At 42.3% G+C, this 24,110-nt stretch carries 20 protein-coding genes; 7 read left to right on the top strand and 13 right to left on the bottom strand.

Annotated elements, in window-relative coordinates; all coding sequences use genetic code 11:
- Positions 1–29: 29 nt before the first annotated feature.
- Positions 30–1,829, bottom strand: coding sequence for a MutS family DNA mismatch repair protein (locus GKD17_RS20005; RefSeq protein ID WP_032936880.1), 1,800 nt, complete (start codon positions 1,827–1,829; stop codon positions 30–32).
- A gap of 331 nt (positions 1,830–2,160) precedes the next feature.
- Here GKD17_RS20005 and GKD17_RS20000 point away from each other — a divergent pair, with 331 nt between their 5' ends.
- Complete coding sequence (locus tag GKD17_RS20000) at positions 2,161–2,832, top strand: glycine zipper domain-containing protein (RefSeq protein ID WP_007841167.1); 672 nt, start codon at positions 2,161–2,163, stop codon at positions 2,830–2,832.
- A gap of 254 nt (positions 2,833–3,086) precedes the next feature.
- Here GKD17_RS20000 and GKD17_RS19995 read toward each other — a convergent pair whose 3' ends face one another.
- From GKD17_RS19995 to GKD17_RS19970, 6 genes are all read right to left on the bottom strand, one after another.
- A complete protein-coding gene (locus GKD17_RS19995) occupies positions 3,087–3,545 on the bottom strand; it encodes a DUF4252 domain-containing protein (protein WP_007838906.1) in 459 nt (152 codons plus the stop codon).
- Complete coding sequence (locus GKD17_RS19990) at positions 3,542–4,072, bottom strand: hypothetical protein (RefSeq protein ID WP_007838904.1); 531 nt, start codon at positions 4,070–4,072, stop codon at positions 3,542–3,544. The genes GKD17_RS19995 and GKD17_RS19990 overlap by 4 nt, the downstream gene beginning before the upstream one ends.
- Complete coding sequence (locus GKD17_RS19985) at positions 4,059–4,571, bottom strand: RNA polymerase sigma factor (RefSeq protein ID WP_007838902.1); 513 nt, start codon at positions 4,569–4,571, stop codon at positions 4,059–4,061. The genes GKD17_RS19990 and GKD17_RS19985 overlap by 14 nt, the downstream gene beginning before the upstream one ends.
- A complete protein-coding gene (locus GKD17_RS19980) occupies positions 4,558–5,043 on the bottom strand; it encodes a DUF4252 domain-containing protein (protein ID WP_007838900.1) in 486 nt (161 codons plus the stop codon). The genes GKD17_RS19985 and GKD17_RS19980 overlap by 14 nt, the downstream gene beginning before the upstream one ends.
- A 336-nt stretch (positions 5,044–5,379) precedes the next feature.
- On the bottom strand, positions 5,380–6,108 hold the full coding sequence (locus GKD17_RS19975) for an SDR family NAD(P)-dependent oxidoreductase (RefSeq protein ID WP_007838898.1): 729 nt from the start codon (positions 6,106–6,108) through the stop codon (positions 5,380–5,382).
- A 10-nt stretch (positions 6,109–6,118) separates the two neighbouring features.
- Positions 6,119–7,396: an O-acetylhomoserine aminocarboxypropyltransferase/cysteine synthase family protein gene (locus GKD17_RS19970; RefSeq protein WP_007838897.1), complete on the bottom strand. Its 1,278-nt coding sequence runs from the start codon at positions 7,394–7,396 to the stop codon at positions 6,119–6,121.
- A gap of 122 nt (positions 7,397–7,518) precedes the next feature.
- On the opposite strand from GKD17_RS19970, the gene GKD17_RS19965 reads away from it, so the two are divergent.
- A complete protein-coding gene (locus tag GKD17_RS19965) occupies positions 7,519–7,962 on the top strand; it encodes an acyl-CoA thioesterase (RefSeq protein ID WP_007838896.1) in 444 nt (147 codons plus the stop codon).
- A gap of 64 nt (positions 7,963–8,026) precedes the next feature.
- Here the strand turns inward: GKD17_RS19965 and GKD17_RS19960 are convergent, their stop codons facing one another.
- The 5 genes from GKD17_RS19960 to GKD17_RS19940 form a co-directional block, all read right to left on the bottom strand.
- Positions 8,027–8,755 carry a DUF1573 domain-containing protein gene (locus GKD17_RS19960; protein ID WP_007838895.1) on the bottom strand — a complete coding sequence of 243 codons (729 nt, stop codon included), beginning with the start codon at positions 8,753–8,755 and terminating at the stop codon, positions 8,027–8,029.
- Positions 8,752–9,906, bottom strand: a complete 1,155-nt coding sequence (locus tag GKD17_RS19955) for a DUF4221 domain-containing protein (RefSeq protein WP_007838893.1) — start codon at positions 9,904–9,906, stop codon at positions 8,752–8,754. The genes GKD17_RS19960 and GKD17_RS19955 overlap by 4 nt, the downstream gene beginning before the upstream one ends.
- 115 nt (positions 9,907–10,021) lie before the next feature.
- Positions 10,022–10,288 carry a hypothetical protein gene (locus GKD17_RS19950; RefSeq protein ID WP_007838891.1) on the bottom strand — a complete coding sequence of 89 codons (267 nt, stop codon included), beginning with the start codon at positions 10,286–10,288 and terminating at the stop codon, positions 10,022–10,024.
- Positions 10,289–10,496: 208 nt separating this feature from the next.
- Positions 10,497–11,252, bottom strand: coding sequence for a creatininase family protein (locus tag GKD17_RS19945; RefSeq protein ID WP_007838888.1), 756 nt, complete (start codon positions 11,250–11,252; stop codon positions 10,497–10,499).
- Positions 11,252–12,424, bottom strand: coding sequence for an iron-containing alcohol dehydrogenase (locus GKD17_RS19940; RefSeq protein WP_007838886.1), 1,173 nt, complete (start codon positions 12,422–12,424; stop codon positions 11,252–11,254). The genes GKD17_RS19945 and GKD17_RS19940 overlap by 1 nt, the downstream gene beginning before the upstream one ends.
- A 165-nt stretch (positions 12,425–12,589) precedes the next feature.
- Here GKD17_RS19940 and GKD17_RS19935 point away from each other — a divergent pair, with 165 nt between their 5' ends.
- The 3 genes from GKD17_RS19935 (at position 12,590) to GKD17_RS19925 (ending at position 15,296) form a co-directional block, all read left to right on the top strand.
- Positions 12,590–12,751, top strand: coding sequence for a hypothetical protein (locus GKD17_RS19935; protein WP_157196197.1), 162 nt, complete (start codon positions 12,590–12,592; stop codon positions 12,749–12,751).
- Between the two features lie 306 nt (positions 12,752–13,057).
- Positions 13,058–14,104 (top strand): acyltransferase family protein, encoded by a 1,047-nt coding sequence (locus tag GKD17_RS19930; RefSeq protein ID WP_007838876.1) that lies wholly within the window; start codon positions 13,058–13,060, stop codon positions 14,102–14,104.
- A gap of 10 nt (positions 14,105–14,114) precedes the next feature.
- Positions 14,115–15,296 carry a DUF418 domain-containing protein gene (locus GKD17_RS19925; RefSeq protein ID WP_007838874.1) on the top strand — a complete coding sequence of 394 codons (1,182 nt, stop codon included), beginning with the start codon at positions 14,115–14,117 and terminating at the stop codon, positions 15,294–15,296.
- Between the two features lie 147 nt (positions 15,297–15,443).
- On the opposite strand, the gene GKD17_RS19920 is transcribed toward GKD17_RS19925, so the two are convergent.
- A complete protein-coding gene (locus GKD17_RS19920) occupies positions 15,444–18,911 on the bottom strand; it encodes an AAA domain-containing protein (protein ID WP_007838872.1) in 3,468 nt (1,155 codons plus the stop codon).
- A 274-nt stretch (positions 18,912–19,185) separates the two neighbouring features.
- Between GKD17_RS19920 and GKD17_RS19915 the strand changes: the two genes are divergently transcribed.
- Both GKD17_RS19915 and GKD17_RS19910 read left to right on the top strand, forming a co-directional pair.
- Positions 19,186–21,402: a GH92 family glycosyl hydrolase gene (locus GKD17_RS19915; RefSeq protein WP_007838869.1), complete on the top strand. Its 2,217-nt coding sequence runs from the start codon at positions 19,186–19,188 to the stop codon at positions 21,400–21,402.
- A gap of 174 nt (positions 21,403–21,576) precedes the next feature.
- Positions 21,577–23,979: a glycoside hydrolase family 95 protein gene (locus GKD17_RS19910; RefSeq protein WP_007848339.1), complete on the top strand. Its 2,403-nt coding sequence runs from the start codon at positions 21,577–21,579 to the stop codon at positions 23,977–23,979.
- The last annotated feature ends 131 nt before the right edge of the window (positions 23,980–24,110 follow it).

Here is a 24,110-nt window from a genome sequence, read left to right as displayed (position 1 = left end):
ACGTTAATGTGATAAATTGTTGGGTGGGGTTAGTCGTTGATGATTAGCCCCATCTTTTTCATCAGGAAGCAAGCGTTCATATTTTGTGCGATACCTTCACGGAGTTTGTATGAAAAAGTCAGTTCATCGTTGGTGATATCAGCTTCAAAGCAATAATTCCGTATCTCTTTGGGGAAATATTCTATTAATTTCCCTAATAGCAGGTCGTGTGTGGCAATGATACCGTTCGTTTTCAGTTCCATCAGTTGGCGTACCAGGGCGAATGAGCCTTTCTGCTTGTCCATCGAGTTGGTTCCTTTTAAAATCTCATCCAGAATGATGAACAACTCCTCTCCCTTATTCAGGCGGTCTATAATTTGTTTCAATCGTTTTAGTTCGGCAAAGAAGTAAGATTCGTTGTCTGTCAACGAATCGGAAGTCCGCAAGCTTGTCACTAGTTTGGCAGGATATATTTCAAGGGAGGAACAGCATACAGGGCAGCCGGTACATGCCAATACATAATTCACTCCGATCGTACGCAGATAAGTACTTTTCCCTGCCATGTTGGCTCCTGTGATGATGACAAAGAACGGTCTTGAGGGGATATCGGCATCATTGGTCACACATTGCCGTGCAGGCATCAGGGGATGTCCCATATCCTTTGCAAGGAAAACAAAAGGCTTGCCGGCAATGGCCGGATAGGCGTATGCGGGATGGTTGCCGGCAAATGTCGCCAGCGAACAAAGAGCATCAATGTCACCCAGGACGTCCAGCCAGTGAAGCAGATATTTTCCATATTTGTGCCTCCATTGTTCAATGCGCATTACCTGCCGGAGTTGCCAGAACATGGAACCTTCCAGCAAGACATATAACAATTGGTTGTTGCGCAAGTCCAGTTTGTCCAGTTCCCGTGAAAGCTCTTTCAAAATATGGGTGGTGGATTTCCCGTCCATGCCGAATTCAGCTTTCAGGTGTCTGAGTAGCGGAGCGTTCATTTCCCGGTTCTCTATCAGGCTGATCAGTTCGGCGTAGATAGACAGGATACGTAATTTCTTGTCATAAACTCTTTGCAGATTGCTGACAGGCTTTATCAGTCCGAAACTACCTATCACGAACAGTCCGAAGGCCAGTCCGAACCATGTCATCGGAATGACCCCGGCCACTCCCAGCATAGCCAGTACGATGTTGACTCCGGGAACTATTCCCAATAACGGGCGACTCCACCATTTCTTGCTGAAATAAGCAGGTGCTTCCGTCCACTCTTTAATTTCTTCGCGGTCGCTTGTCGCCCCTTTGTAGAGCAGACCGGTAATCCGGAATGTTTCCCGGAAATCGGAATAAGCAGCCAGTTCCTTTGTCGCCTCCTGCCGTTGGATTATCTCTTCCTTTATCTCCAGATGATTTTGTAACCATTCTGCCAGTTTTTCCCTTCCGAATGAAGTGCAGGTACGGTTCAAGGCCTGAAACAAAGAGTGCCTTCCGAACAAGTCCAGGTCAAAAGAATACCTGTGGGCCGGGTTTGTAAATTCCTTTCCGTCCTCAAAAGGCTCATAGTTGTCCGCCAGTGCGGAAAGCTCGTCACTATTCACCCGTATGCAGGTTTCCAGCCAGTCTTTGCGGAAAAACAACCGGTTGTGATACTTCACCAATGCCAGAAAAGGAACGAAAGTGACCGCTATAGTGAGACATATAGTGGTTGTTCCTGCCTGATAGAAGTAGATTGTTCCTATAATCCCTGCTGCAAATAACAAGACCCTCAGCGTGCTGATGCGGAGAATCTTATTTTTTACCTGGCGGAGTTCTGCCTCAGCCTGTTCAATGCGCTGTTCGTATTTTGCTTTCAATTCCATAATGATAGGTTGTAAATATTTCCTTGCCATACCGGGTGCGGTTTTGCTGCGGAGAGGGGGGAAGCCTTCTGCGGCGATGCAAGGGTATGGCGAAGAACTTTTCATTTGTTTCCCGGCAAATATATAGAAAAAAAAACGTCTCCTTCTGTTTCTTGTGTTATTTAGACTTATCTTTTCATTTTAGGAAGAAGAGCCTTCCATCCGGAATGATGGCGGTTAGACCGATGAGGATGAATGACAGGAAATGAAATTTTAACATAGCCGATGAATCCATTGTCAATAGGAAAAAGTATATTTGTCTGTCTGATAAAGATTATAAACTACTTGGGGTATGAGAAAAATGATATTCATTTTATGCATTCCGACCGCTTTGCTTTCGGCTTGCTCACCATCCGGAATGCAAGGTAATCCGGCGGCAGTACAAGCCGGTGCGGCCATCGGCGGAGTATTAGGCGCTATTGTGGGTGACAGGGCCGGCGGATATAACGGTTCGCAATTCGGCGCCCTGCTGGGAACTGTAACGGGGGCTGCTGTGGGAAATGCCATAACTACGCCTCGGGAGAAAACTTATCAGGTGGAGGAGTATTACGTGAAGACTTATCCTTCTTCTTCGCAGTATGAGCATACTTCCTCTTATGAGCCTTCGTCAGGATTGAGGATCATCAACCTGCGTTTTATCGATGATAACCGTAACCATGTTATTGATGCGGAAGAAGACAGCAAACTGGTGTTCGATGTGGTGAATGATGGGGATGTGCCCGCTTACAATGTTACTCCGGTGATAGAGGAAATGAGCGGCATGAAACATATTTTGATTTCACCTTCGGCTCAGATAGCCTATATGCCTGTCGGGAATCAGATAAGGTATACGGCCACCATTCGCGGAGGCAGGAAGTTGAAAACAGGCCAGGCGCAATTCCGTGTTTTTGCAACAGAGAGCAACGGGGCGGTGACCGAAGCGCATGAGTTTACTTTGCCTACCCAAAAACGGATAAAGAAATAAGTTCCTTGACTGGCAGGGTCTCTGCGGGTGGATAACCCTTTGCCGGAGACAACGTAAGCGTTCGCAGCCCTATTGTTAAGCCTTTCAGGCCGTCCGGTTACTATCTCCAAAACCTGCGGAGTTATCTCCATAGCCTTTGGAGTTAACTCCGCAAGCTTTGGAGATAACTCCATAGTGCTATGGAGATAGTATATATCCTTTCTTCAGACCTTAGCAGGCGGGAGAAAAGGCCTTAGGGTGGGGTATGTGTGGAGTTACTCCTTGTTGATGATCCCTTGTATCTCTTGCAGAGTCAGATTTCCTGTGATGGCGATGATGGTAAATTCATTTTTTTCCTGACTCATCAATACAAATTCCTTTTCTTTGTTTTTGTTCCGTTTCAGATAAATGATGGTTTTCTCGCCTTCATCGTTTATGCGCATCAACTCCTCGTAGCCGTTCTTGGGGCTGATGAAAGCTGTCTCCTTTTTCAGCTTGGCGATAATGTCGGGTTTTTCACAACTTAGAATCTGGATGTTATCCAGTTTGGAGGCTACTTCGCCTATATTTACCCCTTCCGTTTTCATGTTGGGCATCAGGCTGAGCATGGCTTTTGAGATATAGACAGAGGTTACCCCTTCCATATCAGCGAACTTGTCGAAAAAACTGTCCTGTGCGTAGGTGAACAGTGAGCACAGAGAGAGCAATAAAGTAATGATATATGTACGTTTCATTGTTTTATGTTATTTAATCGGTTTAATTGTTCGTTTACGTTCTCTTGAATTTTTCCGGTAGCTTCCTGCACCGATTCCACCTTTTCTATTCCTTTATTCAGGCTGCTGGAAAGCATGATAAGTGCCTTTTGGGCCTGTGCGTATGCTTCTTCGGGGGTGGCGCAGGTATCTTGCGGTGCCGGATAGGGCTTGTATAGGTACAGTCCTACGGAGAGCAGGATGAGCAGGCTGGCGGCTATGCTTCCTATCCATTGCAAGCGGAGGGCCCGTATATGTTTTTTTATTTTCAGCGTGCGTCTTTCGCCTGTGTCCCATTCGTCTATCTTGCGGCTCAGCCTGCTTTCCAGGCCTTCCGGTATTTCGGGAGCGGGATGTGCTGCCAGTTGCATGAAGATTTCCTTCTCGGCAAGTAAATGAGCCGGAACGTCCTCTTCGGTAAAAAAGCGTTTCAGTTCCTTTTCTTCGGTATCGCTGGTTTCTCCATCGTAATACCGGGCCAATAGTCTTTCTATTTCATTTACTTTCATAGTTCATTATTTCATTATATTGTTCACGTATCTTTTTGCGGGCGCGGCTCAGCAACACACGTATGTTGATGGCATTCAGTCCGGTGGCTTGCTCTATCTCCTCAAAGGAGCAATCATTGACATCACGAAGCAGAATCACACGTTTTTGTTGCTCGGGCAGTCTGCCGATGAGCCGTTTTACTTGGTTCACTTCATCCCGCTGTTCTATTTCCCGGGCTATGTTGGTGTCCATGGGGAGGTTCAGTTCTTCGGGAGGGCGTCCGTCTTCATCCGGCTGACTCCGGCGCAGGACGTCGTAGCACAGATTCTTGATGAGGGTGACACAATAGGCTTCGGTGTTCAGTACGTCCGCCAGTTCATCGCGCTTGTTCCACAATTTCAGATACGCTTCCTGCACCATATCTTCCGCATCCTGAGGGTTGCCCGTCAGCCGGAAGGCTACTCGGTAGAGTTTCCGGTGGTAAGGTAGAAATTGTTGCTTAAACTCAGCGGCGTCCATGCTTCTTTCCTGTTTCCTGATTTACTAATTTGTCTATATCATCCTTTGTGAATTTTCCGTTTATCTGTACCAGTGTACAGTCTTCTTTTCCGGTGCATACAAACAGCAGTTCACGGATAGTTTCCTTTTTTGTTTTCATCAGCACGCGGACTTTCTCGCCTTCATCGTTTACACGCATCAGCTCATCATATCCTTTCAGATTCAGTTTGTTCACTTTTTTGTTGAACCGTTCTTTTACGCTTGCCGTACAAGATTCCAGGTCCAGTACTTTTATTGACTTTATTTTTCTTATTATCTTAGCATCTTCATCGTGTCCGGCAAACATTTTTCCAAGAGACATCATGAAAGAAGATACTTTGACACAATCGGCATTTTTTTCGCTGCCGAATTCATTGAAAAGACCGTTGATGCCTTGGGCGTAGCCCAGATGGCAGACGAAGACTAGCAATAGAGTAAATACAAACTTTTTCATGGTTTTATTTTGTTTTTGTTCATAACTGAATTTGTTTTTGAAAGCGCTTTCAATCAGATAGACGGGGGAAGTGGGAAAGTTGTTACAAAGGGAAAAGAATTTTTTTAAGTTTCTATGTTTGTAAAGAGGTTCAGCTTTACAAAGAAAGCATCATTCAATAGCCTGTTTGATCTTTCATCAGCATGATCACAGGCTTTGCCGGTCCCTTTAACCAATTCCTTTCATTCAGGTAATTTCGGGGAGTAGAATGAAGAAACCCTCGCCTTGTTTACAAATCTTTCACAAGTTCAAGATGAGAACAAGGGGTTTTTCTTATGAAATGATATTGGCTGGGGATTATTGGTTCCGCACAGGCAGCCTCACCCATAACCATCCGGGAATCAATTTCCAGAAGAATACGATAAGCTGATAGCGCCAGTCTATGATGGCTACTCTTTTCCTTCGGGAGATGGCTTTTACAATTTGAGATGCCACTTGGGAAGTATGCATCAGCAGCGGATATTTATCATCTTTCAGCAAAGGAGTGGCGACAAATCCGGGACGGATATCGGTGAAGGAGATGTTTAGTTTCTTCATGTGTGCCAATTGGTCCAATGCATCTATGTACGTGTTCTGAAACCGCTTGGTAGCTGAATAAGCTGGGGCGGATCCCAGCCCTTTGGTGCCTGCTATGGAGCTGATTACGGCTATATGCCCTTTCCCGCGTTGCTCAAAATAGTGATAGGCGGCATTGACCATCCGTATGAATCCCGAAACATTGGTGGCGGCGGTTTGTAATTCTATATCGGGTTGAAGTGAAAGATTTTGTTTGCCTATGCCTGAGCTGAGCAAGAACACATCCATACCTCCCATTTTAGTAATCAGTTGCTCCAATGAGAAAGGGGCGTCCTCACGGGTGACATCTATTGTCTGAGTACATACCTGTCCGGGCGCGGATAACCGGATTTTTTCCAGTTCTTCTTCTCTACGTCCTGCCACGCCTACTTGCCAGCCGTCTTTCAGATAGCATCGCGCCACTTCCAGTCCGATGCCGGAAGTGGCGCCAATGATAATGATTCTTTTCATCCGCTTCGTCTTATTGTAAAGCTTGCTCAATGTCGGCTATGATGTCGTTTACATTCTCGATGCCCACTGAAAGACGAATCAAGTCCGGAGCTACTCCCGCTTCGCGCAACTGTTCGTCGGTGAGCTGGCGGTGAGTATGGCTGGCGGGATGCAGTACGCAGGTCCGTGCGTCGGCCACATGGGTTACGATGCAGATGAATTTCAGCCTGTCCATAAATTCTATCGCTTCCTCACGGGTTCCGTTCAAGCCGAAAGCGATGACACCGCACGAGCCGTTTGGCATATATTTCTGTGCCAGATCATAGTATTTGCTGCTTTTCAGTCCGCAATAGTTCACCCATTTCACTTTTGGGTTGGCTTCCAGCCATTCGGCCACCTTCTGTGCGTTTTCGCAATGACGGGGCACGCGCAGGTGTAATGTTTCCAATCCCAGATTCAGCAGGAACGCATTTTGCGGAGACTGGATGGAGCCGAGGTCACGCATCAGTTGGGCGGTTGCTTTCGTTATGTAAGCCATTTTGCCGAACGCTTTGGTATAAGTCAGTCCGTGATAAGACTCGTCGGGCTGGGTCAGACCGGGGAATTTGTCCGCATGGGCTTCCCAGTCAAAGTTGCCGCTGTCCACAATGGCGCCTCCTACACTGGTGGCATGACCGTCCATGTATTTGGTTGTAGAATGGGTGACGATATCCGCTCCCCATTCAAACGGGCGGCAATTGATGGGAGTGGCGAAGGTGTTGTCCACAATCAAAGGCACACCGTGCTTGTGTGCGATGCGTGCGAACTTTTCGATGTCCAGCACATCGATGCTCGGATTGGAGATGGTTTCGCCGAACAACGCTTTGGTATTCGGGCGGAAAGCTTGGTCTATTTCCTCTTCGGATGCATTGGCGTCAATGAAGGTACACTCGATGCCCAGTTTTTTCAGCGTGACGCCGAACAGGTTGAATGTACCTCCGTAGATGGTAGACGAGCATACGAAGTGGTCGCCTGCCTGACAGATATTGAAAATGGCATAGAAGTTGGCAGCCTGGCCGGACGAGGTCAGCATAGCACCCACACCACCTTCCAATGCTGCGATTTTTGCGGCGACGGCGTCATTGGTGGGGTTTTGCAAGCGTGTATAGAAATATCCCGAATCTTCCAGATCGAACAGACGCGCCATCTGTTCGCTGGTGTCATACTTGAATGTGGTACTTTGATAAATAGGCAAAACGCGCGGTTCGCCTTTTTTCGGAGTCCAGCCTGCCTGTACGCATAAGGTCTCCTTGCTATACTTCTTATCCATGTTTATATTGTTATTAAAATTACATATTCATTTATTTCGCAGCAAAATTAAGAATAATCTGTCATTTAGGGTTCAATTATTGAGAAAAGTGTTATATTTGAACGATTTTAATAAGCTTAACTATGGCAGAGGATATAAAATTCAGGCATACTATGCCGGTGCAGATACGATTCAGCGATGTGGACCAGTTTGGTCATATGAACAATTCGGTTTACTTTTCTTTGTATGATTTGGCAAAGACTACTTATATAAAAGATGTATTTGGCAGTGCCGACTGGAGTAAGCTGGCTATTGTGGTGGCCAATATCAATGCAAACTTCTTTATGCCGGTATTTTTCTCGGATCATCTGGTGATAGAAACGGCTGTGGTACATTTGGGGCATAAGAGTTTTACCTTGTTGCAGCGTGCCGTGACTACGGATACCCATGAGGTGAAGTGTGAGTGCCGCACGGTGATGGTAGGTTATGACCTGGCTACCAAAGAACCGAAATTGATTTCCGAGGATTATAAGAAGGCCATTTGCAGGTACGAGGAAAAAACGTTGGAGGAGCTGTCAAAAGGGTAGAAATGGATGGTATACTCGCTATAAATAGCTAAAAAGTTATTTATAGCGAGATTGTATTATTTTATTAAAAGCATTCTCCTGTAATGGTTAAAAGTTTGGGAGATGAGTCAAAATTACCATATAATAAAATTTCTCTTTGAAACTTTCCTATGTCATCGGGATGGAAAATGATATTCAGACAAGTACTGTCTCCCGGATTTATTTCAGTAATTTCATTTTCAATATTCAAACATTCGCATGAAAGATCTATATGATTGATTCTTACTATGTTCTTCCCTGTATTCCATATTGTGAATTTGATTCTTGCCTTTTCCGTGCGGCTGATTTTGCCTAAATCTATCTCATTTGTGTTGAATGTAATGGTGGTGTTCGCTTCTTCGCTGGGAGATTCATTTCCATAAAAAGAGTGCGACACATATTTACCATTATTTAAAAGGTAGACTCTAGGTGTGTTTTTAGCCATATCCAATTCCACTAATATGGATTTAGTGTCTAGATATACATTGGAGTAGTCATCTATATTTTTATTGGCAATTAAATTGAAAGTCTTTTTACTTTTACATGCAATTATATAAATAGTATCGGTCGAGTTATGTATTTCTGACAGAGCTTTGTGTATGCATCCTTTGCAACCATTACCCAATATGGTAACAAGGTGGGTGGCATTGTGGATTTGTGATTTCTCAACTCCGACTTCATCAAACAGTTTTTGAAGGCATTTGTCATTATTGGACATACAGCTTGCCAGGAACAGTCCTCCACATAGAATGATTGAGTAGTTCTTTTTCTTCATTTTTTCCTGCCTTGAAGTGTGAAACACCTGAATACCAGTTTGTTTTCGTCAAACTGAGGATTGTTTTCATTATTCTCTGAAATATACAGGCCTTTTTTACCTACGAAGCACAAGTGATGGGCATAGGTGTTGCCGGGAAATTTTGTTTCACCAATAATTTCATAGTCTTTGTTTAGAATGATGATGGAGAAACTTTGATGCGGATTGTTGGAGAATGGTTTTATATTATCATCCGGCATTAAGGCAAACCGATAGAATACTTTTCGGTATTTATCATACATCAAGTGGTGGTAATGGGGCTGTAATCCTCTGTCATGTATGGTTTTGAATAAATCAATTTGTAAATTTTGGGAGACTGGACGCACGTGGGGCAGATAATGGCTTTTAGCATTATACGCTTTTTTATGTTTGAAATCAGAAGATACAAATATGCTGTCATATTGTCCCAGTGAAACAACAACTTCTTTACCTGTATATGTGTAACTGATTTCAGGGTCATACAGAATGTAGTCTATCTCATCTTTGTTAAAAATAGATGGGTATCGTAGTTCTGTCCACCCTAGTTTTTTTTTATGAAGGTCTGCATAAGCAAATATGGGTATTTTATCCCATTCATCTTTTTTACGGGGATATTTTAATAATGATTGACTGAAATATAAAATAGAATCCTTAATTATGGCAGGTCGATATGTATAACTCATGCAACAAATGTGGTCGAAAGCATGAAAGTTTACGCTGTCTTTCCAAAAGCTATTCTTATTTTCCACTTCTCCTTTTTCATTGATAATTCCAAAAACTCCATTCCAAGTTGTAATTAAAAAATGCTTTGAGCTAAGTGGAAAACAGCCATTAGTTGATGGCATTGCATTTCTCCCCTCTTTTTGTAGATGAATTGTTTTAATAACTTGTTTGGTATCCAAATCATAGATATGAACTTTATAGCTTGCTTTTTCATTCAAAAAGGAAAGATACTCATGTCCGTTTTCTTCAAATTGGAATATAGATTTGCTTTCATAATGTGTATGTTCATCTATAGACAGGCAGATGGAGTCTGTAGCTGTTAATTCTGTACCATAGTCTATTGGACGAGAAGGAGATGAACACGATGCTCCTAGAAGCAGATAAGTGAAGATATACAAAAAATATTTCATACACTATAGATTAAATATAGGGTATTTAATTATCTTCAGTTTGTAGATTGGATCAACTAATTATGAATAGGAAAGATCTTAAATACCCTATGGAATGATTTGCTAGTCGGTTAAATTAATTGGGAGCTCCTTCATCTCTTCCGCACCTTTGGTTTGGGTCTTCATAACAATTATTGAATGAAAAATTTACACAAGAAGACGCTCCATCGAAATACCAGCATTTATCTCCTTCACCGGGAGGTCCGTAATCACTGCGAGCATTTCCGTTTTCTGTGTTGCTCGGAAGAGGTGCATCAAACTTTAATTCTTGTCGGGAAGAATAGATCTCTACGCTAGTCAAACAAAGAATGACTAGGACTAAAAAAAGTGATTTGTTTTTCATAAGATCTGCTTTTAAAGGTTAGTATATAGTTAACTTCACAAATGTACATTAGAATTTTATTATATCAAATATATTTTGGAATATTTTTCAGAATATATTGTTGGGTAACTGGTTTATATGCAGTGATATAATTGAATGTGACTTATATGATGTGCTAAATTTATGCTTTTTATTATGAAGAAAATAAACCTATTTAGTTCTAAAACTATTAATAAAGTTCTTTATGTACCAACTCTTCAAACAGCAATGCATATTTTGCAACGACTGCTTCGGCGTATTTCTTCCCTTTTCCGGCACTTGCTTTTTTAGGATTGCCTATACCGGTGTCTTGCGAAACTTTTTGCCAGTTCCTCGGAATCCATGCCACTTTTTCATTCAGCATTTGTGAGGTGAACTTCTTATAATCTCCGTTTCCGGCTTCGTCTAAATTTACCAATTCCGGATGATAATGCATCATAACAGAAGTTTCCAATTCATCTGCATGGTCACCCGGTTCATCAAAGTACTCTTTAGCAGGAACAAAGGCAAACCATTCGCTGCTGGCTATCAGGAAGTCGGGATAGTCCAGTGACAAGTCACGTATCATACTTTTGAATGTATTGCCGCCATGTCCGTTGATAATGACCATTTTGCGGTATCCCTGGGCGTATAGAGAGGCAACTATGTCGCTTAAAATCGCTTTCTGCGTTTCATAGCGATAGTGGATGCAGAAATCCAGTTCACGTTGTCCCGGATTCTGTGAACCGGCAGTGACGTAAGGCAGGACCATGCAACGAATACCGTAATGTGTTTTTGCCATTTTAGCAGCATCTAGTGCGATGTCGTGGCTCAGAATACAGTCTGTCAGATAAGGCAGGTGCAGATTATGCGGTTCGGTAGCCCCCCAAGGGAGGAGGACCAAATCATATTTCAATGGTTTTACCTTGCCGTAACAGGTTACGGCAAGGTCTAGTTCTTTATCCATTATTTATAAGACTTTTTAAAGATATGCAGGATTTCTTCGTCTGTAATCGGGCGTGGGTCGAGAGTGAACAGTCCTCCCATCGTATCTCTTGCATTTTGCAGAAATTTGGGGAAATCTTCGGATTGGATGCCAAACTCGCTCAGTTTGATAGAATGTACTTTACATTCTTTTTGCAGTGTAATCAATGCATCAATGAAATCGGACGGACGGTTGCTCTTTTTCTGGGTCATCATTTCAGCCATTTTCATGTAACGTTTTGTACAGTCATGCCGGAAAGTTTCGAAGTATGTCTCAGACAAGGCAATGAGTCCTGCTCCATGAGGAAGTTGTGGATAATAAGCACTCATGGCATGTTCTAATGAATGTTCGGAAGTACAACTGGAAGTGGCCTCCACCATGCCTGCCAAGGTGCTGGCCCAAGCAATTTTGGCACGCGCTTTCAAATTCTTTCCGTCGGCTACGGCTACTGGCAGATATTTGTAGATCAGACGGATGGCTTCTAAGGCGTAAAGATCACTGATGGGTGTTGCACAATTGGCGATAAAACCTTCTGCGGCATGGAAGAATGCATCGAACCCTTGATAGGCGGTGAGGTGCGGGGGAATGGAAACCATCAGTTCCGGGTCTACAATAGATAAGGTAGGGAAGGTCAGCTGGCAACCGAAGCCTATCTTTTCTTGAGCCGTTTCGTGGGTAATCACTGTCCATGGATCCATTTCCGTTCCGGTTCCGGCGGTGGTAGGGATGGCGATAATGGGAAGTGCTTTGGTTACGGGGCGTCCTTTGCCACTACCCCCTGATACATAATCCCAGTAGTCACCGTCGTTGCAGGCCATAACAGCTATACTTTTGGCGGAGTCGATGGAACTTCCGCCTCCCAGGCCTACTACAAAGTCACATTTTTCTTCCCGGCAGATGGCGGCTGCTTCCATGACGTGTTCTTTGATGGGGTTGGGAAGGATTTTATCGTAAACCAGTGTTTCTACATTATTCAGTCTTAATTGGGCGAGTACTCTTTCCAGATACCCATATTTCCGCATGGAAGTTCCGGATGAGATGACGACTAGTGCCTTTTTCCCCGGTAATTTTTCACTGGATAATTTCTTGATTTCTCCGCAACCAAATACTAATTTGGTAGGGATGTACAAACTAAATACAGGATTTGCTTTCATGTTCTTTCGTATTTAAAGTTTCACTGGTAACAAATGTAGGAAAATAATAGTTTGCTTGTTTAAGTAATTTGTTAAATTTTACATACTGCCGGATTGTATTCGTTTTCTTTAATTCAGTTTGAGATAGATATGTTTTTCCGAGTATAATCGAAAAAAACTATCTTTGTGGGAAAAGATTCGAGCATGGACGATAAATGGAAAGCTTTAGAAAAGTATAACCTTTGGGGCGGAAATACGTATCAATTGGGACTGGAACGGAAAGCTTATACCGACAAGATTGGCAATTTTGTGGGGACGTTATGTGGAATTTCATATATTGCCCTATAGTTATGCTGAATATTTACAGTTGATGCAGCAACTTGCCGGCCGGGCTTCTTATTTGACCTATTTACAGAAAGGCGGTTTGTCCGAATTGTACAACTTGCCCACTGTCGAGTCAGAAAAACAATACGTCGCTTCTGTGAAAGATATGATTTTGTTGCGTGATATAAGCCCGTTCGTGATATAAGGTTATTGGATGATATTTTTATTTATTGGTGAATAATGCGGTCCAATCTGTTTTTCCGTTCTATGTGAATAAATAGTTCGGAAAAGAAATGTACCTTTACATTCAATTGAGAAAAGAATGCTACTATGATTAATACATTAACTTCCTTACGGCTCTTTTTTGCGCTGATGGTTTTCGGGGCGCATTGTTATGTCGTTGATTCCACCTTTTCAACTCATTTCTATAAAGAGGGTTTTGTAGGCGTGAGTTTCTTCTTTATATTGAGTGGTTTTATTATCGCTTATAATTATCAGCAGAAGCTGGTGGAGCGGAAAGTGTCGAAACGCCAGTTTTGGGTGGCACGAATCGCCCGTATCTATCCATTGCATATAGCGACCTTATTGGGAGTGGCCGTGATAGGTAATCTATTGAACTCGATGGGTTGGGGGGAAGGATTGAAACATTTTATTCCTGCGCTGTTCCTTTTGCACCCTTTTGTTCCCCGGATGGATTACTTCTTTTATTTCGACAGTCCTTCCTGGAGTTTGGGGTGTGAGCAGTTGTTTTATTTCTTGTTTCCGTTTTTAGCGTTGCTTTTTGCTAAAAAACAGAAATTGATAGGAGCGCTTTTAGTATGCGCTGTGGTAGTTCCTGTTTTGATGTCAATGACGGATGAGGCGAACATCCGCGGTTATTGGTATGTGAATCCGTTGGCACGTTTCCCCGATTTTCTGGTAGGAATGTTGCTTTATCGGGTTTATGAATGGTGCCGTTCCAAAAAGCTGTCTTTCTTTACAGCGTCATTGCTCGAAGTAGGGGCGGTATGTATCTTCCTGCTGTTTTACATGATTTCAGCGGATTTGGTGCCGAAAGTGTATCGGTACTCCTGCTATTATTGGATGCCGATTTCGTTAGTTCTGTTGATATTCTCTTTGCAGAAAGGATTCCTTTCCCGTATTCTATCCAATAAATATCTGGTCATAGGCGGTGATATCAGTTATAGCTTTTATCTGATTCATTTGTGGATACTGTTTGCTTATGTGCAGTTGGCGCAAACATACGATTGGCATATCAGTCTGTATATCAGTATTCCGCTTATCTTTGCAGTCACTATCGGGCTGAGCCTGCTTTCTTATTATTATTTTGAGAAACCGGCTAACCGCTGGGTAAAACGAATTTTAAACAAACAATAATAACTGGTTCATGGAAAAACAATTATCAGAAAAACTGCCACGCGTTGAGGTGGTGGATGCTTTACGGGGATTTGCAGTCATGGCAATTCTTTTAGTGCATAGTTTGGAACATTTCATCTTTCCGGTTTATCCGGTAGACCAGCCTGCATGGCTGAATATACTGAATGACGGGGTATTCAATGTTACATTTACTTTATTGGCTGGAAAATCGTATGCCATTTTTGCTTTGCTGTTTGGATTTACATTTTATATTCAGTCGGCTAACCAGCAGCGTAAAGGAAAAGATTTTGGTTATCGTTTTCTGTGGCGTTTGCTGTTATTGGTAGCTTTTGCTACGCTGAATGCAGCTTTTTTTCCGGCAGGAGATGTGTTGTTGCTGTTCTCAGTAGTGGGAATCGTATTGTTCGTGGTGCGTAAGTGGAGTGACTGTGCCATACTTGTTACAGCTATTTTGTTTCTATTGCAGCCCGTTGAGTGGTATCATTATATAGTAGGTCTGTTTGATCCTTCTCATACTTTGCCCGATTGGGGAGTGGGCGCGATGTATAAAGAAGTGGCGGAATATACCAAAGAGGGGAACTTGTGGGAGTTTTTGGGTAAGAATATGACCTTTGGTCAGAAAGCCAGTTTATATTGGGCTTTTGGAGCAGGACGTTTCTGGCAGACTGCCGGCTTGTTCTTGATGGGGTTGTATATCGGACGCAAACAATTATTTGTAACTTCCGAAAAACATACTCGTTTTTGGGTGAAGGCTCTTATCATTTCCGCTATCGCTTTTGCTCCGCTTTTCCAACTGAAAGAGCTGATTATGGCTAGTGACAGTGAGCTCATTCGCCAAACTGCCGGAACGGCTTTTGATATGTGGCAGAAGTTTGCTTTTACATTTGTGCTGATTGCCTCTTTTGTGTTGCTTTATCAACGGAACAGATTCAAGGATTTTGTATCAAATCTTCGTTATTATGGCAAGATGAGTCTGACTAATTATATCACCCAGTCTATTGCCGGAGCTATTATTTATTTTCCCTTCGGACTTTATCTGGCTCCGTATTGTGGGTATACGTTGAGCTTGTTTATTGGTTTTGTACTCTTTTTGTTGCAAGTACAGTTCTGCAAGTGGTGGTTGAAAGGACACAAGCAGGGACCGTTAGAGAGTATTTGGCATAAATGGACCTGGATGTGTTCCAAAAAATGAGGAACTCTGACAGGAGTTGCATATGCTATAGAGAAGAGAGGAAAAGGCAAATTACTTTTTGCCTTTTCCTCTCTTCTGTATAGGGACTGATTCTTGTTTCCCAAGTTTCCCGAATATCATAAAAAGGATATCAGTTCAGGATTATAATCAATTGTTTTTGCCTTCTATCTGAATTTGAATAGCTTGTCCTGTACGTTGCAGACATTCTATAAAAATAGAAAGATGATTGGTTTTCTGCATCAACTCACATATAATTTCCTTTTCTTCTGTGCACCAAGGTTCATAAGCACGTGGGAAAGTTTCACGTTGTTTACGGATATAAGGTGGAAGGACTGTTTTCTGAATACCTAACTTTTGGACTTTTTGTTTTATACGGCAAATATCTTCTTCGGTACAATCATTAAAAGATTCTTTTGTAAAGAACCCCGGATGTTTTTGGTCAATGTCAAGATAGATTGTAGTCTTAGATAGGGATTGAAAGGTTTTCTCTCTGCTTTCTAGTTCCTTTATTAGATTGTTGATGTATTCATCGGCTTGAAAAGATGATACAATGATGGAACATTCGTGGCGGGAGTATTCTTTGTGGCGATTGGCAGACAACCAGTTGAAAGAGCCTTCGATTAATGTATGGTTATCAATAGCCAACGATTTATTGTGGATACCTTTTACTTCAATGAGGGTTACACCACTTTCTATCAATGCGTTCCGTCCATCCTTGGCATGACTGAGTAAATGTTTATTTTTCATATCATAATCTAGGGACGAATCGGTGTAGATTGTGACATCAACTCCTCGTTGAACCGTATGCCGTATCAACGGAATCAGCTGGTCGTTTTCTATGGCATGGATAGATATGAATGGAGATACAATCAGCAGGCGGCGTCTTGCTTTCTCAAAAGCTTGACGAAGAGTCTGAACATGCTCTTCTGTGGTGGACAGACGAAGGGTGGGGTGGTAGGTGCACAGTGGGATTTCCTGTTGGTAAATAAAGTTGTTGGAAATCTCGTTGGATGGAGCATCGAAAAGCCATTTAGCCATATTCCCTGCCGGAGTATTTTCTTCCGGATGGAAAATATTCATGTTGCCAAAAACAATGAAATGATGCTGGGCGCGTGATATCGCTACATTGAGCATATTGTATTTTCCATCACGCTCCATAAAAAGAGAATGGTCTTCAGGAGAGTTGACTGTTGAAAAAAGAACAATCGGACATTGGGCACCTTGCAGGGAATGTACTGTGCCGATGATCATCTCTTTATATTTCTCATTTCCTGATATGTTTTGTATTTGATGCCGTATTTCGGCCTCTTGGGCTTTGAAAGGAGTTACTACGGCTACAATTTCATGAATAGGCTTTTTATAGGTCTTTTCCAAATTATCTTTCTCCAGCTCCAGCCAACAGACAATGGCTTCCGCTTCAGCCCGGTTGAGGCGGCTTCCTGTTTTTCCGGGGCTGCTGTAACTGTTGATGTGTACATATCCTTTAGAGGGGAGGGACTTGTATTTTACTTCATTACCTTTTTTAGGAAGTAACCTGCCGTGGTAAACATAATCATTGCAATAAGCAATAATGGAATCTACGCATCGTCTGTGTTCGGTCAGAAAAGCTCCTTTTTCACCTTTTACTGTAAAATTACAGCTTTTACGTGCCAGTTTCATTATACTTCCGGAAGAAGAAAGGAAACCGTTGTTCTCCAAGAAACGGTATTTTTCCGAGGACTGGTTGGAAACAATGCCCAGATTCTTTAAATTAATGAATGAATATTCATCAGAAATGGACCATACGGGTTCTATTTGTTGAATATCGCCTACTAAAATCGCTTGTTTGGCCAAACTGAAGGAGGGAACGGCAAGTTCGGGTGAAACTTGTCCGGATTCGTCTACAATCAGCAGGTCTATTCCATTGTATAAGGGAACATCCCATTTTCCATTCTCCGCATAGGTCATATACTTGGGTAGGGAGTGGAAAGTAGAGATGAAAACAGGCATTACACAAGCCAGACGTTTTAATCTTTGGGTATAGGCTTCCTGTGTGCGCTGTTTACCTTCATCGCACTTGCTTAACCGGTGAATAAACTCGGCTTCCCGATAATGTATGGCATACCAGAACATTTGATACCGATAACTGATATCCAGCCTTACTGCCATGTCTTCTGTATAAGGCAAGTTGCCATACTCAGGGTTGGAACTGATCTTTTCGTAACGTTCTTTGAATTCTTCTGTCAAAGCCCACTGTTCTATTACTTTGTCGTAGGAGGGTAATGGCTCATGGAATTTGCGGATAAACTTCTGTAATATATTGTTTTCCTTCCGGTTTCCATATTCTGTTGTTTCGGCAGCTTGGATACAGAAGATAATCTTTTTTTGGAGAGCTTGCATTTCCTTACGGAGGAATTGTTGGCATTTTGTTTCATCTTGATAGGCTTTTCCAAAAAAGTTATTGAAACATTGTAGATAAAAGTTTTTGTATTCCTCTTGACGTTCGGGAGTATCGTATGTTGCTGGAAATCCATCCCCCATGGGGTTGAACATCATTTTGTATTGTTCTTGTAGTTCTTTTTTTCCTGACAGATATAAGCCTAACGTATCTAGTTCGGGTAGCCAGCGGTTGGATAACCGGGGATGTGCCGTGTCATTAGTTGTTTCCGCTTTGAAATCTTTCAGGATATTGGTGATCGCCTGATTATTAGCTGAACTTGCAACTATAATTTCCGGTTCTTCCGGATTGTTTAGGATATTATGGGCAAGTCTGTTTGCTATGACTGTTTGCAGGAAAGTGGTTTTTCCTGTTCCCGGAGGGCCGTTGACGACAAAAATATCAGTACATTCCGGTGTAGTATACATTGCCAGTGTTTCGCGTTGAGATACAGACAAAGGGAAGTCGCCACTCATTTGTGCCCAATGTTCTCGGTTGCAATAAACTTTTCGGGTGGTTGGACTGGGAAGAACGTTGGTTGGTTTGGTCTGTATCAATAAATTCAACAAAGGATGCGGAGTGGTATCGTTATCTTTTAAGAGCTTGTCATATAGTGTGATTATGGGCTGTGCCATATTACGTTCGGAGGCTTTTATGATAATGATTTCTGGATTATCATGGTAATTCATCGTTCTGAAAGTTTTGCCGGTTGCTTTTTTGAAAAGCTGTTCGCATGCTCGCCAATAGGTTTCCCATTCTGTAATTTCTGTATTGAAATCGGATAGTAGTCGGTCTACTTTTGGAAGAGAGGTTATGGTGCGGTCATTGGCTGCATTGGGTTCCAAAAATTTACGAATAAAGATTGGAATTCTGTCTGATTCGTTCTCGCATACGGTTAGTTTACCGTCAGGCAACATGGTGGCAGTAATCAAAAAGGGATATTCCGGTCTTTCTGATTGGGAAGTCCAGCCGTTTTCAAATTCGGGCAAAAGAATACAAGGAGCAATCATTACTTTTTGTTTTTCATTGCTATCTTCTGCTTTCCAATCAGGGAAAATAACAGGAATACTTTTGAGAGGAACGAATTTAAGTATTTTATCACCGATGTTTAAGGTGATTCGTGCTCCTTTGGGAGCAATGGCTTTGCGTTCTGCATCTTGAAGGCAGGCTTTCCAGTATTTTAGCAAGGTTTGGTCCATTTGTCTTTACGTTTGTGTGATGGAATAATGCACAAATATAGAAAAATAGGTGAAAAAAATATGATAATTGGGGTAACATTCCTGAATTTATAAGTTTTATTTGGAAAATGTTAGAGTAGTCCTTGTTGGCGGTAAATGAATTGGAATAAAACGGGATAATTGTAATATTTTGTGGTGATGAGGCTAAGAAACCGGACTTTATGAAGCAAATGAAGCTAAAATAGACGAAAATTTATCTGTTTGGGGAGCGTGGATATACTAATTTTGCCAATAAATGAAACTTAAATCTATGATGAAAAGACTTGTTAATTTATTGGCTGCTTTTATTCTTTCTGTAAATTGTATTAGCGCCCAGAATCTTACTCGTTGGGTTAATCCGTTTATTGGAACCGGTGCTGTTCAATCTAGTCTTTCTGGGAATAATTATCCGGGAGCTACTGTTCCTTTTGGTATGGTGCAGTTGAGTCCCGACACTCGTGAAGCTCCTGATTGGGCGCAAGCTTCAGGATATGATTATAATGATTCTATTATTTATGGTTTCAGTCATACGCGTTTAAGCGGAACCGGTGCTTCTGATTTTATAGATATACTTCTATTCCCTACCATCAGTGATAAAAGGAAATCGACTTTCACTCATCAACACGAACAGGCGCGTCCGGGCTATTATCAGGTATTATTGAAAGATGAGAAGATTCAAGCGGAGTTGACGGCTTCTGTACACGTAGGAGTGCATCGCTATACCTGTTCTGATGGTGACCAGTTGAAATTATGGTTGGATTTGGACCACTCGGCAAATAAGGGGAGTTGGAACCGCCGGATTATTCAATCACAACTCCGCATGGTTTCTCCTACCGTAGTAGAGGGATATCGTATTATTACGGGATGGGCAAAGCTGAGAAAGATTTATTTTCATCTTGAATTTTCCCAACCGATCCTATCCAATCAGTTATATGATGGCAATCGGATGTATGAGAATACTCCTGTCATTAATGGTACGGAACTGCGTGGATTGTTTTGCTTCGATAAGAAGTGGAATAAAGAATTGATATGTAAAGTCGCTTTATCTCCGGTTTCCATTGAAAATGCCCGGTTGAATATGGCAACTGAGGTCCCCGGATGGGACTTTGAATATATTGCTCGTGCTGCCGAAACTAGTTGGGAGAAAGAATTGAAGAAGATTATCATTCAAGGTACCGATTTGCAGAAAAAGATTTTTTATACGGCTTTATATCACACTATGGTACAACCCAATACGATGAGTGATGTTAATGGTGAATATATGGCATCCGATTACGTCACTCGTTCTGTGGCAAAAGGGGAGGTGCATTATTCTACTTTTTCTTTATGGGATACTTTCAGGGCCGCCCATCCACTTTATACTTTGATACACACGCACCGCATTCCCGATTTTGTTAAGAGCATGATGAGGCAATACGATTATTATGGCTATTTGCCTGTATGGCAATTATGGGGACAGGATAATTATTGTATGATTGGCAACCACTCCATTCCTGTCATTGTGGATGCTGTTCTGAAGGGTGTTGCCGGGGTGGATGAAGAGAAAGCCTATGAAGCGGTTTTTAATAGTTCTATCGTGTCTCATCCGAACTCTCCTTTTGAAGTATGGGAGAAATATGGATATATGCCGGAGAATATTCAGACACAATCTGTTTCTATTACTTTGGAGCAGGCTTTTGATGATTGGTGTGTCGCACAGTTGGCTAAGCGATTGGGAAAAGAAAAGGATTATAATCATTTTATGAAACGATCTGCTTTCTATCGGAATTTGTTCAATTCTAAAACCGGGTTCTTCCAGCCTAAGAATGATAAGGGTGAGTGGATTGAGCCATTTGACCCTTATAAGTATGGGGCGAATGGAGGTTATCCTTTTACTGAAGGGAATGCTTGGCAATACTTTTGGTATGTACCCCAGAATATCCCCGATTTGATTTCACTGACAGGGGGGAACAAAGCCTTTGTCGCAAAGTTGGATACATTCTTTACGGTTAGCTACCAAAGTGGTGCATTGAATGACAATGCTTCCGGTTTTGTAGGACAGTATGCGCATGGTAATGAACCGAGTCATCATGTGGCTTATCTGTATGCTTGTGCGGGGGAACCTTGGAAAACACAGAAATACGTGGCGTATATCATGAATGAACTGTATAACGATTCTTCTTCAGGTTATGCCGGAAATGATGATTGTGGAGAGATGTCTGCTTGGTATGTGTTTGGAGCACTTGGCTTTTATCCGGTAAATCCGGTAAGTGGGGAGTACGTTATTGGTACTCCTATGTTGGAAGAAGCTGTCATTCAGTTACCCGGTAGAAAGACTTTTACGGTAAAAGCTCCGCGTAAGGAGGACAATGAGGTTTATATCTGTTCCATGAAACTGAATGGTGAAAAATATACGAAGAATTATATTACTCATCAGGATATCATGAAGGGCGGAATATTGGAGTTTGTTATGACTGCCTCACCGGGAAAATGATAACAAATGGTGAAGTGTTGGAATTTGTGCCGGGAAAGATTTCTAAATGTTGAATAACTCCCTTTTATAGGTTACGATTGAAGCAAAAGAGTCTAAAAATGGCGAGTTTTTCTCTACCTAATGGGAGAGGTATATCTACTTTTGTTTCAGAAGAAACTATTAATCATGAAAAATATGAAACATTTTAAGACTTATTTAGCAGCAATGGCTTTGGCCCTTTCCGGATGCCAGAGTGCAACTGATTCCTGTGAAACTACAGAATTGTGGTATGCCCAACCGGCAAAAGTTTGGATGGAATCTTTACCTATCGGTAATGGGCGTTTGGGAGCTATGACTTATGGTGGAATAGAGGAAGAGAAACTGGCATTGAATGAATCGACAATGTGGTCCGGCCAGTACAATGAGAACCAGAACAAACCTTTCGGACGGGAGAAAATGAACCAGCTCAGAAAGTTGTTTTTTGAGGGAAAACTATCGGAAGGAAACCGTATAGCCGGAGATAATCTTCATGGCAACCAGACTTCTTTCGGAACTCATCTTCCCATTGGAGATTTGAAGATGCAATTCATTTACCCCGAAGGTAAAGTGACCGACTACCGCCGTTCGTTAAGCTTGGATGAGGCTGTCAGCAGCGTTTCTTTCAACTCCGGTGGTGTGAACTATAAACGTGAGTATTTTGCTACAAACCCGGATAATGTTCTCGTACTCCGCTTGACCGCTGATAAGCAAAAGTCCATTACTATGAACATGGGATTGGATTTGATGCGTCAAGCTGATCTTTCTGTAGAAAATAACCAATTGGTGTTTACCGGAAAAGTAGATTTTCCTTTGCATGGTCCGGGCGGAGTCTGTTTTGAAGGAAGAATAGCCGTTTTGGCCGATAACGGAGAGGTAAAGATGGAACAGTCTGGGGTAAGTATCAAAGAAGCTGATGCCGTGACTTTGATTGTCGATGTGCGTACTGATTATAAAAGTCCTGATTACAAGACTCTTTGTGCTGACGGTGTGGAGAAGGCTGCAGCTAAATCTTATGATGAATTGAAGCAGGCGCATATAAAGGATTATAATACGTTGTACAATCGTGTTTCTATCCATTTCGGGCAAGACGCTAACCGGGCGATGCCTACGGATGTCCGTTGGAAACAAGTGAAGGAAGGCAAGACCGATACCGGACTGGATGCCTTGTTCTTCCAGTATGGTCGTTATCTTACCATTGCCAGTTCGCGCGAGAACTCTCCCCTGCCCATAGCTTTGCAAGGTTTCTTTAATGATAACAAGGCTTGTAATATGGGGTGGACGAATGATTATCATTTGGATATCAATACTGAACAGAATTATTGGGCAGCCAATGTCGGTAATCTTGCCGAATGTAATGCCCCCCTCTTTACCTATATAAAGGATTTAGCTCATCACGGTGCGAAGACTGCTGAAGTGGTCTACGGATGTAAAGGCTGGACTGCCCATACCACCGCTAATGTATGGGGATATACTCCCGCATCCAGCACGATTATTTGGGGACTGTTTCCTATGGCAGGCTCATGGATTGCTTCTCATCTTTGGACACAATACGAATTTACACAAGATAAGCAATACCTGGCCGAAACTGCCTATCCGCTTTTGAAAGGTAATGCACAGTTCATTTTGGATTTCTTGGCAAAAGACCCGAAGAGTGGTTATCTGATGACAGGACCGAGCATCTCACCCGAAAACTGGTTCCGTACAGCAGGTGGTGAAGAAATGGTTGCTTCCATGATGCCTGCCTGTGACCGTGAACTGGCCTACGAGATCTTGTCGAATTGTGTCCGGGCTTCAGAAATATTAGATACAGACCGTGAGTTTGCCGATAGCCTGCGTACCGCTATCGCTCAGCTTCCTCCTATCCAGTTACGTGCCAATGGTGCTATCCGTGAGTGGTTTGAAGATTTTGAAGAAGCGCATCCCAATCATCGTCATACTTCCCATCTGCTAGCTTTGTATCCTTTTTCCCAGATCACTTTGGAGAAGACTCCCGAATTGGCGGAAGCTGCCCGTAAGACTATCGAGAATCGTTTGTCTGCCGAAAACTGGGAAGATACAGAATGGAGCCGTGCCAATATGATTTGTATGTATGCTCGGTTGAAAGATGCGCAGGAAGCATATAAGAGTGTCCAATTGTTACAGGGCAAGCTTTCACGTGAAAATTTAATGACTGTATCTCCTGGTGGCATTGCTGGTGCGGAAGGTGATATTTATTCGTTTGATGGGAATCCCGCCGGTACAGCTGGTATGGCAGAAATGCTCATACAGAATCATGAGGGTTATGTAGAATTCTTACCCTGTTTGCCTGTTGAATGGAAAGATGGTAGTTTTAAAGGTCTGTGTTTAAAGGGAGGAGCTGAAGCAACTGCTGAATGGACGAATGCTGTCATCAATAAAGCTTCTTTAAAAGCTACTGCTGATCAGGTTTTAAAAGTGAAAATTCCTCAAGGGAAAAAATATAGAGTGCTTTTAAATGGTAAGGAGGCAATTGCAAATCCTGATGCAAAGGGTTTAATAACGGTGGATATGAAACGTGGAGATTTGCTGGAGTTATTGTAAAAAAACAGGCTACTTTGCATAGCTTGATTGAGGATTACATCTTAGTATATTGAGGTGTAGTCCTCGTTTTATGATAAGACAACCTGCAAAGTGATGAAATAGTAATATTGTCCATGTTCTCAGTAATTTTT

It is taken from the genome of Phocaeicola dorei, assembly GCF_013009555.1.
Taxonomy (GTDB): domain Bacteria; phylum Bacteroidota; class Bacteroidia; order Bacteroidales; family Bacteroidaceae; genus Phocaeicola; species Phocaeicola dorei.
Note: the sequence above shows the minus strand (reverse complement) of the source record. Positions and strands in the feature narration are given on the sequence as shown.